Source organism: Pirellulales bacterium (genome assembly GCA_019636335.1).
Lineage (GTDB): Bacteria > Planctomycetota > Planctomycetia > Pirellulales > JAEUIK01 > JAHBXR01.
The window spans coordinates 242,583-257,851 of the sequence record JAHBXR010000001.1 but is presented as its reverse complement, the minus strand read 5'-3'; the positions used below and the strand labels follow the sequence as shown (position 1 = coordinate 257,851).

Below are 15,269 nucleotides of genomic sequence, written 5' to 3'. Positions count from 1 at the left end.
TAGATGTTGTGCGTGGCATCACGATTCCCAGGGCGTTGCCCTGGGCTACCTTGGCGCGCCCCTTTGGGGCTAAACCGCTTAGGGCGCGCTTTACCCCGACGCCCAGCGCTGTAGATCGTCCGTCATCCGCCGCATCCCCTCTGCGATCGAAACTCGCGGCCGGTAGCCGAAGTCGGTCTTCGCCCGCGTCAGATCGAAATAGTGCGACGTGCTGAGCTGAGCCGCCAGAAAGCGGGTCAGCCGGGGCTCGCTCCGGATGCGGAACGTTCCATACGCCACCTCCATCATCGCGCCGACAACCCACGCGGCGCCGGCCGAAATCGAACGCTTGACCGGCGGCAGACCGGCCAGGGCCAAAATGTCGTCAATCCAGGGCCAACAGCTCACCGGCTCATCCTGGCTCAGAAAGTAGGCCCGCCCCGCAACCGGCGAACCAGGTTGCAACGCATCGGCAGCCTGCAAATGCGCTTCGGCCGCGTTCTCGACATAGATCGTGTCGATCAGATTCCTGCCCCCCCCCACACGAACCAGCCTCCCTGCCCGGGCACGCGCGACGAGACGCGGCACGAGGTGATTGTCGCGCGGGCCCCAAATCAGGTGGGGACGCAAGCTGCACGTGGCCACGCCCGAGCGTCCATTCGCCGCCAGCACTTCCTGCTCGGCGATGGCCTTCGTGTGGGCATAATGGCACAGCCAACGCCGCGGATAGGGCGCCGATTCGTCGACGCCGCACTGGTCGCTGCCGTCGAACGTCACGCTGGGGCTGCTCGTGTAGACCAGCCGGGGTACTTCGTGCGCGTAGCAGCCTTCGAGCACGTGGCGCGTCCCTTCGACGTTCGTGCTGAAGTATTCCTGCCAGGGGCCCCAGATACCTGGCTTTGCGGCCGCATGGTAAACAACCTCGACATCGTGACAGGCCGCAATCGTGCGTTCGCGATCGCGAATGTCCGCATGCATGATCTCGACGCCGAGCTTCTCCAGCGCCGGCGAATGGCGGCGGCAGATCACGCGCACGCGATCCCCCCGCGCCACGAGTTGCTCGACGATGTAGAGCCCGAGAAATCCACCGGCGCCGGTGACTAGCGCATTCACGATGCACGGCCTGACTGCGACGCGCCGGCCGCTCGATCCGTGGCGCCGATTCCGGCGGCCGCCCAGTCCACGAGCTTCTCGCGGAAAATCTTGGCGTTATGACGGATATCGACGGGCAGGCTGGAATGGAAGAGAAAATCGCGGATCGAGGTCGTCGTGCCGTGTGCGGCCGCGATCGCACGTAGCTCCTCGGTAAAACGGGCCCGGTCTTCGCGGCGGCGCGGCCAATGCTCGGGGTGTGGCTCGACGATGATCACCGGGCGTTGCGATCCCGGTGGCCCCACCCCCACCAGCGCCGAACGGAACACCTGCGGGTGGCAGTTGAAAATCGCCTCGCAGGGATCCGTGTAGAGCGTACCCTCCGCCGTGCGCACCCGGTGCGTGAGACGGCCGCAGTACCAGAAGCGTTCTTCGTCGTCGAAGTAGCCGACATCTCCCATGCGATGCCAGACGGTGCCCCGTTCGTAGATCTTACCGCGCTCGTTCGCCTCGGGGGGTTTCACATACTCGCGCGTCACCACCGGACCCGAGACGATCAGTTCGCCGATCTCGCCCGGCGGCAGCACTTCGGCCTCCGCCAACGAACCAATGGGGCCATCGACGATGCGAATCACCCGCCACTCGATGCCGGGATACTTGCGCCCCACGCAGGTGCCGGCCCCCCGCCACGTGGCCGCGGCCGTGTCGTCGAGCACTTCGCGCGCCGAGATCGACGCCACCGGCAACGCCTCGGTAGCGCCGTACGGCGTGTGAACCTCTCCCTCGTCCGAGATGGATTCCAGCGTCAGCTCGAGCACCTCGGGCGAGACCGGCGCCCCGGCCGACATGACCCGACGCAGCGTCGGCAGGCTCGACTTCGTCTGCCGGCAGTAGCGACCCACGCGGTTCCAGATCGCCGGCGAACCGAACGACTGGGTTACCCCCAAATCGGCCACCGTGCGGATCAACGTCACCGGATCGACCGAAGCCGGACGCGCCGCGTCGAGCTCGGGAATCACCGTGGTGACGCCCATCGCGCAGTTGAACAGTCCGAACAGTGGAAAGCAGGCGAGGTCGATTTCCCCCGGCTCGATGCCGTAGCAATCGCGAATCTCGTCGACCTGCGCGCCGAAGTTGCCGTGGCGATAGAGTACTCCCTTGGGTGGACCCGTACTGCCGGTGGTGAAGATGATCGCGGCCGGGTCGTCCGCCTGCACCACGGGCAGGGGCATTTTCCGCTCGCCCAGATGCCGGATCCCATCCAGCGTCGGACCGCGCCAAAACCAACGCCGCCCCACGGTCACATTCAGTTGCGCCTCGGGAAAACGGCGACGCAACAACGTCCGCACGGCATGCACCAGCGGTATCGCCACGAAACCTTCAGGATGCGCGTCGGCCAGGCAGCGCAGCATGTTGCTGCGTCCCATGCCGGGATCGATCAGGATCGGCACGGCCCCCGATTTGAACAGCGCAAAGACCAGCGCGATGAACTCATAGCTGGGGGGCACCAACAAGGCCAGCCGACACCCCGGTTGCACGCCGCTGGCGACGAGCCCCCGCGCGATGCGATCGGTGTCTTCCTCCAACTCGCGAAACGTCCAGCGCGCGTATTCGGGTTGAACCCGACGGCCATGACGGGCCACGACAACCCCCAGCGCATCGGGCATGGCGCGCGCGGTCGCAGTCAGTCGCTCGGCGACATTGGCCGAATTCGTATCGCTCGCGATCGTCACTTCTCTGCTCGGATCGTGTGATGGTGCGGATTGGCAACGTTGAATCTACGCCTCGGCGCGGCCTCTGACAACGGTTTCCAGGTAGTCGAGCACGAGAAGCGCCACGTCAACCTCGAGCGTCGCCGCCAGGGCCTTCCACCCGGGCGCGGCATTCACCTCGAGCACAAACCGTCGGCCATCGCGGGCCGTCAGCAGATCCACCCCCGCCAAAGGTGCTCCCACGGCCGCCGCCGAGCGACGTGCCAGATCGACCTCTTCATCCGTCAACTCGATCTTTTCCGTCATGGCGCCTCGGCTGACGTTTGTCCGCCAATCGCTCGGGTTCGAGCGCCGCATGGCGAGCAGACGATCGCCGAGCAGGAATGCCCGCACATCGAACCCCTCGTGCGGAATGAACTCCTGCAAATACAATACCGACCCGAGCTGCGACAGCGTCTGAAATGCCCGCGCCGCGACGTCGAGATTCTGCAGTCGGGCGATGCCGCGTCCCTCGCCACCAAAGAGGGGTTTGAGCACCACGTCCCCCCCCAGTGCCTCGAAGGCGGCAACCCCCTCGTCGCGTCCCTGGCAGACCATCGTCCGTGGTATCGGCAGCCCCGCCGCCGCCAGCCGCGCGCTGGTCAGGTATTTGTCGACGGCCGCCTCGATCGCCTTGGGCGGATTGACCACGACCTTGCCCGCCGCTTCGAGACGCCCCAGCACGTCCATGCGAAAGATCACCTGCTCGAGCGAAGCCGGCGGCATCGTCCGCACGAGAAAAACATCAAACACCGTCAGATCGCGCGACGCCGCCGCAAGCGCCGGCCGCTCCGCGGCGTTCAAACTGGCCGCAAGCTCCGGAAACGGCGCCACCTCGACCTGGTGACGTTCGCCCGCCGCGCGCCGCAAGTCCTCGACGTACCAACTTCCCGGCGTGGCGACGACGGCAACTCGCATCGTGCTCCCTCCGCCTTCAAGCCATGCCGAACGATCGGGCGAGCACGTCGGGCAAGTGTTGCCCAAAACGAAACGCGCGCCCTGTATCGAGATTCACCAGCCGGATCACTGCCGGACTGAAGAGCTGCGGATCGATCTTGTAGAAGTCGTACTCGTAGTGTTGGAAGATCTCCGCGAACGGGCGACCATGATCGGACGAGGCGCTGCTCGGCACCCGCGGACCGATCTCTTCCAGCGAAGCATCGTCCCCTCGCACCCACAGCGTCACCGACGCTCCATACAGAATCGCGTCGTTCGTCCGGCCGATGCCTTGTAGATCGTCGGCGGCCACCGGCGGTAGCGGCGCGGTGCCGTGACCACTGACAATCCGCGACAGGTCAAACTTCAACTCGTGGAGCTTGTGCAGGGCCGTTTCGACCGAACGCGCGACGATTTGCACATTGCCCGCCTGGCTGGCCGTGGGGGCCACCAGCAACGTCAACGATTGCCGGTCGACGCGGCAGGCCTCGGCCAGTTCCTCGAAGACTTCATCCGGAGGAAGTTTGGCAGCCTCAAGCACCCCGATGGCCAGCTCCACCTCTTCGCGCAGCTCGAGCGTATCGAAGATCTCCTCCCGACCGGCCGCGGCCCGCATCGGTCCCGAACCCATGGCAAAGTATTTTCCCCGCGAAACGCGCCAGCCGGCATATTGCGACGCCAGGCAGGCGGCCACCGGCTGATCGGTGGTCACCTCGACGGCGACCCCCGTGGCCGGCGAATCCGTAGAGGAGGTAAAACGCACGTGCCCCAGCGCCGCCAGGCAGACCTCGGCCAGGAGGCGACCGGCCTTGAGGCTCCCCTCGGCCTGGACGCCCAAATCGACGATCCGGCCGCCGGCCGGAAGCTCGTGAACCTCCAGTCGCAGTTCGTCGGCGGCTTGAATGATGCGCTCGACCAGTCCGGATACTCGGCGGTTCAGATTCACTTCAGCGAAACCCCAGGAGAAAATGAGTGGCAATCAGTGGCTGGCCTTGGGAGGCGCCAGGACAAACGGATCGTGCCCCAGCGCTCGATGGGCGACAGTCACCTGTCCGACGTGCAGCCCTTCGTGCCAGGCGGCCGCCTGAAACACGGAGCCGACATCCGGCAGAAAGTCGGGCGTGCCGGCCGGCATCGGACGCGCGAGTTCCTCGTCGCTCATGCGATCGAGCAAGGCCAGGAACGTCCCCCGGCGATCGCGCATGTAGGTCAGCACTTCACCAGACGCCGGATAGTCGGCCGGATTCGACGTCGGCTGCGAGCCGATGCCGAACTTCGCCGGGAAGTCTTCCTGCTCGCGCGCGAGAGACGGATCGACCAGCGAGATGAAAAAGTTGTCGGTGACCCCCATGTGCCCCGCAAACCACAAGGCATGATTCGCCCGCTCGTGAACCTGATGGGTCCATTGCTCGGGCGTGTGAAAGGCGGCCAGCAGGCGCTCGCTGTAGGCCCGCGTCTGTTCGAGTTGTCGGCGCAGTCGGTCTTTCAGGCTCATGGCGTGTCCTTCCAGGGGCACAAGGAACGCACGATTCTATCTCTTTCGCCGCACGTGGCGAGTACGTCACGTGCGTGAAATCCTGGCGTGGCTGTCGCCCCGGCCTCGCCGGCATACAATGAAACGGCACATGGCCTCCGCGCGAGGGGGCGGCCTCCGACCCACGGGAAAACGCACCGGACGCTTCGCCGCGAACATGTTCGACTACTCGCTCCATTTCGATCGGCCGATCTACCTGTGGCTGCTGGCCGTGGTGCCCCTGTTCTGGGTCCTGGGCCGGCACAGCCTTGCAGCGCTCGGCGGCGCGCGTCGCTGGCTGGCACTCGCGCTGCGCACGGCGGTCGCGACGGGGCTGATCCTGGCCCTGGCCGGCGTCGAGCTCGTCCGCACGAACGACCGCGTCACGGTCATGTACCTGGTCGATCGCAGCCTCAGCGTGCCGGGCGAACGGACCGAGGCGCTCATCGAGTACGTGAATCGCTCGGTCCGCGAGCATCGCAACGTCGACCGCGAAGATCGCGCCGGCGTGATCGTGTTTGGCGCCGACGCGGCCTTCGAGGTCCCCCCGCTGGCCGCCGACACGAATCTGCCCAAGAACTTCGAAACGCTCGTCGACACCGAGGCCACCAATCTCTCCGACGCCATCGAGCTGGCCCGCGCCGCCTTCCCCCCCGACACGTCGAAGCGCATCGTCATCGTCAGCGACGGCAACGAGAACATCGGCGACGCTTGGGACCAGGCGCAGCGCCTGGCCGATTCGGGCATCGGCATCGACGTCATTCCGCTGGCGCGAAACGCGACGAACGAGGTAGCCGTCGAGAAGGTCGTGTTGCCGACCGTGGTGCGCGAGGGATCCCCCTTCGACGTGCGCGTCGTGTTGCAGCGCTCGCGCGCCGGCGAAGCCGACCTGCCCGTGACGGGGCGTTTGCGCGTGCTGCGCTCCGTGGGAGATCGCGACGAGCTGCTCGTCGAACAGCCGGTGACGCTGCAGGACGAAAAGCACGTCTTCACCTTCCGCGACGAGGCGCCGTCCCCCGATTTCTATACCTACAAGGCCCGCTTCGTCGCCGACGATCCCCAAGACGACAGCCTCTACCAGAACAACGAGGCCACCGGCTTCGCGCGCGTCGAAGGTCGCGGCCAGGTGCTGCTGGTCGAGGACTGGGAGCGCCCCGGCGAATTCGCCCACCTGGTCGAACGGCTCCGCGCGGCCGACGTCGAGGTGACCGTGCAGACCAGCGATCAGCTCTTCACGAATCTCGCCCAACTGCAACGTTACGATACGGTCATCCTGGCCAACGTCGCCCGAGCCAGCGCCGGCAACGCCCAGGAGGTGACCGAGTTCAGCGAGCAGCAGATCGACATGCTCGTGCGCAACACGCAGCAAATGGGAGCCGGGCTGATCATGCTCGGCGGGCCGCAAAGCTTCGGCGCCGGCGGCTGGGCCAACACCAAGCTCGAAGAGGCGATGCCCGTCGACTTCCACGTGCAGAACGCCAAAGTCGTCCCCACCGGCGCGCTGATGCTCGTGCTCGATACGTCGGGCTCCATGTCGGGCGAAAAAATCGAGCTGAGCAAGGCCGCCGCCATCGCCGCCATGAAGGTGCTCGGCGAACGCGATCTGCTCGGCGTCGTGGCGTTCGATTCCGAAGCCAAGACGATCGTGCCCATGAAACGCATCGACAACTACGATCATACGGCGCGCCAGATCTCGCGGATGGGGGCCGGCGGCGGCACCGACATGATGCCCGGGCTCGAGATGGGCTATGCCGCCATTCGCAAAGCCGAAGCGGGGGTCAAGCACGTCATCGTGCTCACCGACGGACAGACGAACGGCAGTGGCTTCGAACGCATCGCCGCCGACATGAAACGCGCCGGCATCACCACCACCGCCGTCGCCGTCGGAGCTGATTCGGCCAGCAGCCTGCTCAACCGCATCGCGACCGCCGGCGGGGGCAAGTTCTACCAGGTCAACAATCCCAGCGCCATTCCCAAGATCTTCATGCGCGAGGCCATGACGGTCGCGCGGCCCCTGGTCTACGAAGATGCCAACGGCTTCGCCGCACGGCAGGTTTATCCGCACGAAATGCTGGGCGGAATCGAAGGGCCGCTGCCGCCGCTGACCGGTTTCGTGATGACGACCGTCAAGGAACATCCCCTGGTCGAGTCGGTTTTGCGATCCGACAAGCCGCCGGCGCACACCAATACCGTGCTGGCGGCGTGGCAATATGGCCTGGGGCGCAGCGTGGCCTTCACCACCGACGCGGGACAGCGCTGGACCAAGCAGTGGGCCAACTGGTCAGGGTACGACAAGCTCTTCTCGCAAATGGTCCGCTGGTCGATGCGCCCCTCGGACGAAGAGGGCAATCTATCGGTCTACGCCGACGTGCGCGATCGACAGGTCGAGCTCGTCGTAACGGCGCTCGACGAGCAGGCCGAGTATCTGAATTTTCTCGACCTGTCGGGCACGATCATCGGCCCCGACCTCGCCTCGAGCGATATTCGGCTGACGCAGACCGCGCCAGGCCGATACGTGGGTAAGTTCCCGGCGACCAAACCCGGCAGTTACTTCTTCTCGATTCATCCTGCCGGCGGTGGCGCGGCCGTGCGGGGGGGCGTCAGCGTGCCCTACTCCCCAGAATTCGCCGATCGAGAAAGCAATGCCGCGTTGCTCGAACGGCTGGCATCGATCGTGCCCGAGGGGGGCAAGTCGGGCCAGGTGATTCCAGAGCCTACGGACGACGAGTCGCTCGAACAGGCGGTGGGAGTCAACGTCTTCCGCCGCGATCTGCCGCTGGCCAGCAGCCGACAATCGGCGTGGCACGTGCTCGCCTTCATCGTGGCGTGCCTGTTCTTCGCCGACGTGTTCAACCGTCGCGTGATGGTCGATCCAAGTTGGATCTACGGGAAGCTCGCCCTCGTGCGCGATCGCGTGCTGCGCCGCGAGCGTTTACAACCTGCTCCGGTAGCCATGGCGCGCTTGCAGGCGCGCAAGGAAGCGATCCATCGCCAGATGGAGGAACGCCGCGCGGCCGCCCACTTCGAGCCGCAAGAAGGCACGCCCGCCGCGACGACGAACGTCGACCTAGCTTCAGAAATAAAGTCCACGCTGATCGCACCACGCGAAACGCCGAAGCCTAAACCCACGTCGCTGGCGCCGGAAAAAGACCAGGAGCCGGAGAGCTACACCGAACGGCTGCTCAAAGCCAAGCGTCAGGTGTGGAAGGATGAGAGGAAGTAGGTCAGGTACTCCGTACCTGACATCGTTCGATGTGGCAAACTCGATTGATTGTCAGGTACGCGCGTACCTGACCTACTTGAAGCACTTCCCCTGCCACGTATCGCGCCGGCGGAACTCGCCGTCGAGCGCACGGCGGATCTCGGGCTTGTCGAGGCACCAGGCTGGACCGACGAGATAATCGGGCGGCGCTTCGCCACTCACGCGCTCGACGACGCACTCCGGCGGCAGCAGTTCGAGAAAGTCGACCACGGTCGCAATGTACTCGTCGCGCTCCATGAGCTTGACTTCGCCCGCCGCCACCCAATCTCCCAACGGTGTCTTGCGCACCGCGTAAAGGTTGTGCAGCTTCACGGCGTCGATCTTCAGCCGTGCGAGTTCCCGCGCCGTCGCCAGGATATCGTCGCGACTCTCGCCCGGCACTCCGATGATGACGTGCGCGCACAATTCGAAGCCCCGTCCGCGAGCGCGCGACATCGCGTCGAGAAAGCTCGCGTGGTCGTGCGCCCGATTCATCCACGTGAGCGAACGGTCGTGCATCGACTGCATGCCCAGCTCGAGCGACAGATAGGTCGTCCGGGCAAGATCGCTCAGCAGATCGAGCACGGGGTCGGGCACGCAATCGGGACGGGTGCCGATAGCCAGGCCTACGACGCGGGGATCGTCGATCGCCTCGCGATAGAGCGGCTCAAGCCGCTCGACCGGGGCATACGTATTCGTTGCCGGCTGAAAATAGGCCATGAAGCGGTCGACGTCGTAGCGCCACTTCAACCGCCGGATGCCCTCCTCGAGTTGACCGCGGATCGACGTCCGCGGCACCCGTCGGCTGGGACTGAAGCTGCGGTTGTCGCAAAAGACGCAACCGCCGATGGCCACGGTCCCATCGACGTTGGGGCAGGTGAAACCGGCGTCGAGACTCACCTTCTGCACGCGGCCGCCGAACTTGCGCCGCAGGTAGTGGTTGTAGGCGTGGTAGCGAAGCCCGGCCGCGCGCCAGTCGAGCGTCGAAATGCCGGTGTCCGATGCCATCATCCGTTACCTTGAGCGCCGAGTGGCACCCGACCTGTAAACACACGACCTTGGCGCCAAGATTCGTTGACGCAGCCGCAGGGGCTGCCTAGACTGAAACCGTCTTTCAGCATTGATCTTAGCGTCTGTGTGGCACCAGGCCAACGCAGCACGGACGCCGGTGGATTCGTGCGAGATGGCAAGTTCGCTCAGGGTGCGGGCTTGCCCTAGTCGATTCAAAAGGGATTGCGGCGCATGTACGGCGAGCTCGTTCCGACCGGTGGCGGAGATACCATTCCGCTGAAGAAGAAAAACGTGCTCATCGGTCGTCGCGAGAGCTGCGACATCGTGCTGCGCTTTCCCAACGTCTCGGCACACCACTGCCAACTGACCGTCAACGGCGGCTATTGGTATGTGAAGGATCTGCAAAGCCGCAACGGCGTCAAAGTGAATGGCGCTCGGGTGACCGAAAAGCGGCTCGATCCGGGCGATACCCTGGCGGTTGCCAAACACGTCTACACGGTGGAGTACGCGCCGATGGATTTGGGCGCCGTCGGTCCTCCCCCCAACGACGACTTGAAGTCGAACATCTTTGGCCGTTCGCTCCTGGAACGTGCTGGGCTCGCCGGCAAGAAGGGGCTCGCGGGGCTGGCCGGCAGCGTGCCGCTCGACAAGCCTGAGAATCGGCGCTATGACGTCATGAATGACGAAGCCGGGCAGATCAAGGATCCGAATCGCCCCATGTAGCGGTCGTTTGAAACGACCTTGCCCGCGTGCGAGTAATGACTTGCACCAATCGCTATTGTATTCTTAGCACGCCTCTTGTTCTCTGAAGGTGGAGGTCCCCCCCTGCCCGGGCAACGACTTCCTGTGCAGAGCTCATTCACCCAAGTAGGGATAGCCATGCTGCGATCGCTCCGTACGGCTCCGTCTCGTTTTGCCGGCCTGGTTCTGGTCGTGGCCCTGATGGCCGGCTTGGCCTCGAGCGGCCACTCGGAAACCGCCAGCCACGCGCGGCTCGGCAAGAAGATCGACAACTTCGAGCTGACCGACGCGCACGGCAAGCAGCGCTCGCTCGCCGATCTGGCCGACGCGAAGCTCGTGATCGTCGCGTTCCTGGGCACCGAGTGCCCGCTGGCGAACCTCTATGCTCCGCGACTTTCGAGCCTTGCCGAGAAGCTGAAGCCCGAAGGGGTCGCCGTCATCGGCATCAACTCGAACCAGCAGGATACCCCCAGCGAAGTAGCGGCCCATGCCGCAAAGCTGGAACTCACCTTTCCCGTGCTCAAGGATGTCGGCAACCGCGTGGCCGACCAGTTCGGCGCGGAGCGCACGCCAGAAGTCTTTCTGCTCGACGCCGATCGCGCCGTGCGTTACGTCGGACGGATCGACGATCAGTACAGCGTCGGCGTGCAGAAGAAGCAGGCCGGCCGACACGACTTGGAAGTCGCGATCGAGGAACTGCTCGCGGGCAAGGAAGTGACCGAGCCTGCCACCGATCCGCCAGGCTGCCTGATCGGCCGCGTCAAGCACACGTCGACCTCGGACGAGGTGACCTACGCGAATCAGATCTCGCGGATCATGCAGAAGCACTGCACCGAATGCCACCACGAAGGCCAGGTGGCGCCGTTCGTGCTGACCAGTTACGAAGACGTGCTGGGCTGGGCCGACATGGTGCGCGAGGTGGTCCACAACCGCCGCATGCCCCCCTGGCAGGCATCCCCCGAGCATGGCGACTTCAAGAACAATCCCTCCCTCTCGAGCGAAGAGCTGGAGCGGATCGATCGCTGGGTCGAAAACGGTTGCCCCGAGGGGGACCCCGCGCAACTGCCCGAGCCGATCGAGTTCGCCGAAGGCTGGGGCATCTCGCAGCCGGACGATGTCTTCTACATGAGTGACGAGCCCTTCGCGATTCCCGCCGAGGGGGCCGTCGACTACCAGTACTACACGGTCGATCCCGGCTTCACCGAAGACAAGTGGATCAAAGAGGCCGAGGTCAAGGCGGGGAATCCCGCCGTCGTGCATCACGTGATCGTCTTCATCCAGGCGCCGGGGGCCAGCCAGTTTGGCAGCCCGCAGATGGCCTTCGCGCCGGGCATGACGCCGCGCCGCTTGGAAAATGGCGCCGCGATCAAGATCCCCGCCGGCTCGAAGCTCATGTTCCAAAATCACTACACCCCCAATGGCAAGGCAACCACCGACCGCAGCTACGTCGGTTTCGTCTACGCCGACCCCAAGGAGGTCACGCAGGAAGTACAGGGGGGCGCCTGCGGAAACTTCCTCTTCAAGATTCCGCCCCATGCCGGCAACCACGTCGTCGTGGCCGAGCAGAAGTTCCGCCGCGAGACCATTCTGCTTGGTATGAACCCGCACATGCACGTGCGGGGCAAGTCGTTCAAGTACGAATTGAAGTACCCGGACGGCACGATGGAGACCTTGCTCGACGTGCCCAAGTACGACTTCAACTGGCAACTCTGGTACATGCTCCAGGAACCCAAAGTCATTCCGGCGGGCAGCCGCATGGTCTGCACCGCCTCGTTCGACAACTCGGACCAGAACCCGTCAAACCCCGACCCCACGAAGGAAGTGAAATGGGGCGAGCAGACGTGGGACGAAATGATGTTCGGCTTCTACTCGACCATCAAGCCAGCGGATCACAAGAAGAAGAGCAAGCGTCCAATGGCCGAGGCGGAGGAACCAGCGGCCGACGGCGAAAAACGCCCCGCGGCGTTCTAGGCCCGGACTTCCAGTCAATCGCGGATGTTCACACGCCCTCGCTGACGCTTCGGGTTGGGATGTTGGATGCCCAATCGGCGCATCCCAACCCGAAGCGTCAGCGAGGGCTTTTTATGCGCACAGGCTAGCGGCCTGTGCCACTTCACATGATGTCTCACTTCTTCTTTGCCCTTCGGTCGTGCTGAGGGCCGGTGGTATAGTGGCGCTATGGCGAAGAAAAAGATTCGGGCCGATTTCCGCAAAAACCGCGCGCCACGCACGCGCAAGACCGATCTGACGCGGCGTTTCCACGGCGATGTCGAGGGGACGGAGACGGACGATCTGGTCAGCGACGAGCGCATCAGCGGCAAGGGAGAGCTCACCCGTCGCCGCACCGTCGTCACTTCCGAAGCGGATACGGGCGAAGGGGACGCCGTACAAATCGACGTCGACACGGCCAACTGCCGGCGCGGCCGCGTGCTCAGCGTGTACGGGCTATTGAGCGATGTCGAAGCCGAGGATGGGCACGTCTTTCGCTGCGCCACCAGGCGGTTATTAAAAACCCTCAGCACCGACGAGCGCCACGTGGTGGCCGCGGGGGACATCGTGCTCTTTCGCCCCGCCGACAACGAGGAGGGCATCATCGAGCGGATCGAGCCGCGCCGCGGCATCCTCGACCGGCGTATTCGCGGACGACAGCACATCCTGGTCTCCAACGTCGATCAACTTCTGATCGTCGGCAGCGCCGCCGAGCCCCGGCTCAAGCCAAACTTGATCGACCGCTTTCTCGTCGCCGCCGACAAGAATCGCATTCGACCGCTCGTCTGCATCAACAAGGTCGACCTCGTCGAACAGGCCTCGCTCGAGCCGCTCGTGGGCGTCTACAGCCAGATGGGCTATCGCGTGCTGCTGCTGAGCGCCAAGACGGGCCAGGGGGTCGACCGCCTGCGACACGCGCTCGCCGGCAAGGAAAGCGTCATCGCCGGTCAGAGCGGCGTCGGCAAATCGTCGTTGCTCAACGCCGTGCATCCCGGCTTGAATCTGCGCGTGAGCGCCGTCAGCGCGGATACGCAGAAGGGCCGACATACGACCACGACCGCACGGCTCGTGCCCCTGCCGGGCGGTGGCTACGTCGTCGACACGCCCGGCATCCGGCAATTCAAATTGTGGGATGTCATTCCCGCCGAGGTGGCCGGCTACTTTCGCGACCTTCGCCCCTTCGTCAGCCGTTGTCGCTATCCGAATTGCACCCACACGCACGAGACCGACTGCGCGGTGAAGGATGCCGTGGCCGACGACCTGCTCGACGCGCGGCGCTATGAAAGCTATCTCGGTTTCGTGGCGGGGGACGACGAAGAGTAGGCCCAGCGTTTGCGAACCCGCCGGCCGGGCCCCGTGTCCTCTCCGGTTCGAAGCTCGATATCCGCGGGATGGGCGCCCTGCGCGGCGCTCGGTCCTGCTGCGGATTGCTGGAAAATGCGGCCTTACCGTCGTACTATGGAGACGTAAGCGTCGGCCACAGGCGGCACGGCGGGACGTTCCCGGCCGTGGGCCAAACCTAGCGCTCGGAGGAACCAGACTATCGCCAAGGAAATGAATCGCGTCGACAGTGTCGCCCGCGAATCGGTCGTGCTCGTCGGTGTCGTACTTCCCGATCGCAAGTCGGAGGAAGATCCCCTGGAAGAGCTCACCGGTCTGGCGAAGACCGCCGGCGGGCGCATCGTCGGTCAACTTGTCCAGCGTCGTATGATGCCCGACAAGACGACCTACCTCGGTAAGGGCAAGGTCGAAGAGCTCCGCATTCTGGTCGAAGGGGCCGAGGCCGACGTCGTCGTCTTCGACAACGACCTTTCCCCCGCTCAGACACGCAATCTCGAGAAAGCCTGCGGAGCCAAGGTGCTCGACCGCACCGAGTTGATTCTCGATATCTTCGCCAGTCGCGCGCAGACGCACGAGGCCCGCCTCGCGGTCGAGCTCGCGCAACTCGAATACTCGCTGCCGCGCCTCAAACGCATGTGGACCCACTTGTCGCGCCTCAAGATGGGCATCGGCATGCGTGGTCCCGGTGAAAAGCAGTTGGAAACCGACCGCCGGCTCGTCGAGAAACGCATCTTCGACCTGCGCGAGGAACTCGGAGCCATCCAGCGTCGCAAGGAACGCCAGGTCGCCGCCCGCGCCGACCGCATGACTGTTTCGCTCGTCGGCTACACGAATGCCGGCAAAAGCACGCTCTTGAACGTGTTGACCGAAGCCGACGTGCTGGCGCAGGACAAGCTCTTCGCCACGCTCGACACGCGCACGCGCAAATGGCATCTGCCCGGCTGGGGGCCCGTCTTGCTGAGCGACACGGTCGGTTTCATCCGCGACCTGCCTCACGAATTGATCGCCAGCTTCAAGGCCACGCTCGAAGAGGCACGCCAGGCCAACCTGCTGCTCCACGTGGCCGACGCGAGCAACCCGGCCGTCGACGAGCAAATCGCCGCGGTCTACAAGGTGCTCGAAGAACTCGAGATCCGCGCCAAAGACACGTTGCTCATTCTGAACAAGGTCGATGCCATCGAAGACAAGGGACGGCTCGATGCCCTGCTGCATCGCTACCCGAACGCGATTCCCATCAGCGCTCGGCGCCGTGGCGGACTCGACGGGTTGGCCGCCGCGGTGAGCGACGCCTTGAGCCGCAATTTTCTCGATCTCGACATCGAGACCGGGGTCGAGAACGGCAAGTTGCTGGCCTACCTCGCCGCCCGGGGCGAGATCCTCTCGCAGCGTTTCCACGACAGCCGCGTTACCGTCCACTGCCGCCTGCCCCAGCAGTTCCTGGGCCAGGTGAACGGCGACGGAACCATCGTGCGTCCGCACGCCGTCCATGGCCATCCGATCGCCGAGGCCCCGCTGGCCCTCGATGGAGCCGATGATCTGGTAGCCTGAGCCGTAAGGTTATCCTCAGACAAGCGGCACAGGCTGCCGGCCTGTGCAAAACTTATAATAATTGGTTCTCAATCACCTGCACAGGCTGGCAGCCTGTGCCACTTTGTGATTGCCCAGCAAGCTGGAA

The 15,269-nt window shown here is 64.7% G+C and carries 11 protein-coding genes; 5 read left to right on the top strand and 6 right to left on the bottom strand.

What is annotated here, in order from left to right; genetic code table 11:
* Positions 1 to 90: 90 nt before the first annotated feature.
* The 5 genes from KF708_01060 to KF708_01040 form a co-directional block, all read right to left on the bottom strand.
* On the bottom strand, positions 91 to 1,092 hold the full coding sequence (locus KF708_01060; protein MBX3411276.1) for an NAD-dependent epimerase/dehydratase family protein: 1,002 nt from the start codon (positions 1,090 to 1,092) through the stop codon (positions 91 to 93).
* Positions 1,089 to 2,738 (bottom strand): AMP-binding protein, encoded by a 1,650-nt coding sequence (locus tag KF708_01055; protein ID MBX3411275.1) that lies wholly within the window; start codon positions 2,736 to 2,738, stop codon positions 1,089 to 1,091. The genes KF708_01060 and KF708_01055 overlap by 4 nt, the downstream gene beginning before the upstream one ends.
* A gap of 111 nt (positions 2,739 to 2,849) precedes the next feature.
* Positions 2,850 to 3,740 carry a RimK family alpha-L-glutamate ligase gene (locus KF708_01050; protein ID MBX3411274.1) on the bottom strand — a complete coding sequence of 297 codons (891 nt, stop codon included), beginning with the start codon at positions 3,738 to 3,740 and terminating at the stop codon, positions 2,850 to 2,852.
* 16 nt (positions 3,741 to 3,756) lie between these two features.
* Positions 3,757 to 4,698, bottom strand: a complete 942-nt coding sequence (gene mch / locus KF708_01045; GenBank protein ID MBX3411273.1) for a methenyltetrahydromethanopterin cyclohydrolase — start codon at positions 4,696 to 4,698, stop codon at positions 3,757 to 3,759.
* Between the two features lie 39 nt (positions 4,699 to 4,737).
* Complete coding sequence (locus tag KF708_01040; GenBank protein MBX3411272.1) at positions 4,738 to 5,253, bottom strand: DinB family protein; 516 nt, start codon at positions 5,251 to 5,253, stop codon at positions 4,738 to 4,740.
* A 130-nt stretch (positions 5,254 to 5,383) separates the two neighbouring features.
* On the opposite strand from KF708_01040, the gene KF708_01035 reads away from it, so the two are divergent.
* Positions 5,384 to 8,494, top strand: a complete 3,111-nt coding sequence (locus tag KF708_01035) for a VWA domain-containing protein (GenBank protein ID MBX3411271.1) — start codon at positions 5,384 to 5,386, stop codon at positions 8,492 to 8,494.
* A 72-nt stretch (positions 8,495 to 8,566) separates the two neighbouring features.
* On the opposite strand, the gene KF708_01030 is transcribed toward KF708_01035, so the two are convergent.
* The gene (locus tag KF708_01030; GenBank protein MBX3411270.1) at positions 8,567 to 9,523 is read right to left on the bottom strand and encodes a TIGR01212 family radical SAM protein; all 957 of its coding nucleotides are present in this window, start codon (positions 9,521 to 9,523) and stop codon (positions 8,567 to 8,569) included.
* Between the two features lie 231 nt (positions 9,524 to 9,754).
* On the opposite strand from KF708_01030, the gene KF708_01025 reads away from it, so the two are divergent.
* From KF708_01025 to hflX, 4 genes are all read left to right on the top strand, one after another.
* Positions 9,755 to 10,246, top strand: a complete 492-nt coding sequence (locus tag KF708_01025) for an FHA domain-containing protein (protein ID MBX3411269.1) — start codon at positions 9,755 to 9,757, stop codon at positions 10,244 to 10,246.
* Positions 10,247 to 10,402: 156 nt separating this feature from the next.
* Positions 10,403 to 12,235 (top strand): thioredoxin family protein, encoded by a 1,833-nt coding sequence (locus tag KF708_01020; protein ID MBX3411268.1) that lies wholly within the window; start codon positions 10,403 to 10,405, stop codon positions 12,233 to 12,235.
* A gap of 207 nt (positions 12,236 to 12,442) precedes the next feature.
* Positions 12,443 to 13,576 carry a ribosome small subunit-dependent GTPase A gene (gene rsgA / locus KF708_01015; protein ID MBX3411267.1) on the top strand — a complete coding sequence of 378 codons (1,134 nt, stop codon included), beginning with the start codon at positions 12,443 to 12,445 and terminating at the stop codon, positions 13,574 to 13,576.
* 231 nt (positions 13,577 to 13,807) lie between these two features.
* Positions 13,808 to 15,142 (top strand): GTPase HflX, encoded by a 1,335-nt coding sequence (gene hflX / locus KF708_01010; GenBank protein ID MBX3411266.1) that lies wholly within the window; start codon positions 13,808 to 13,810, stop codon positions 15,140 to 15,142.
* Positions 15,143 to 15,269 lie beyond the last annotated feature (127 nt).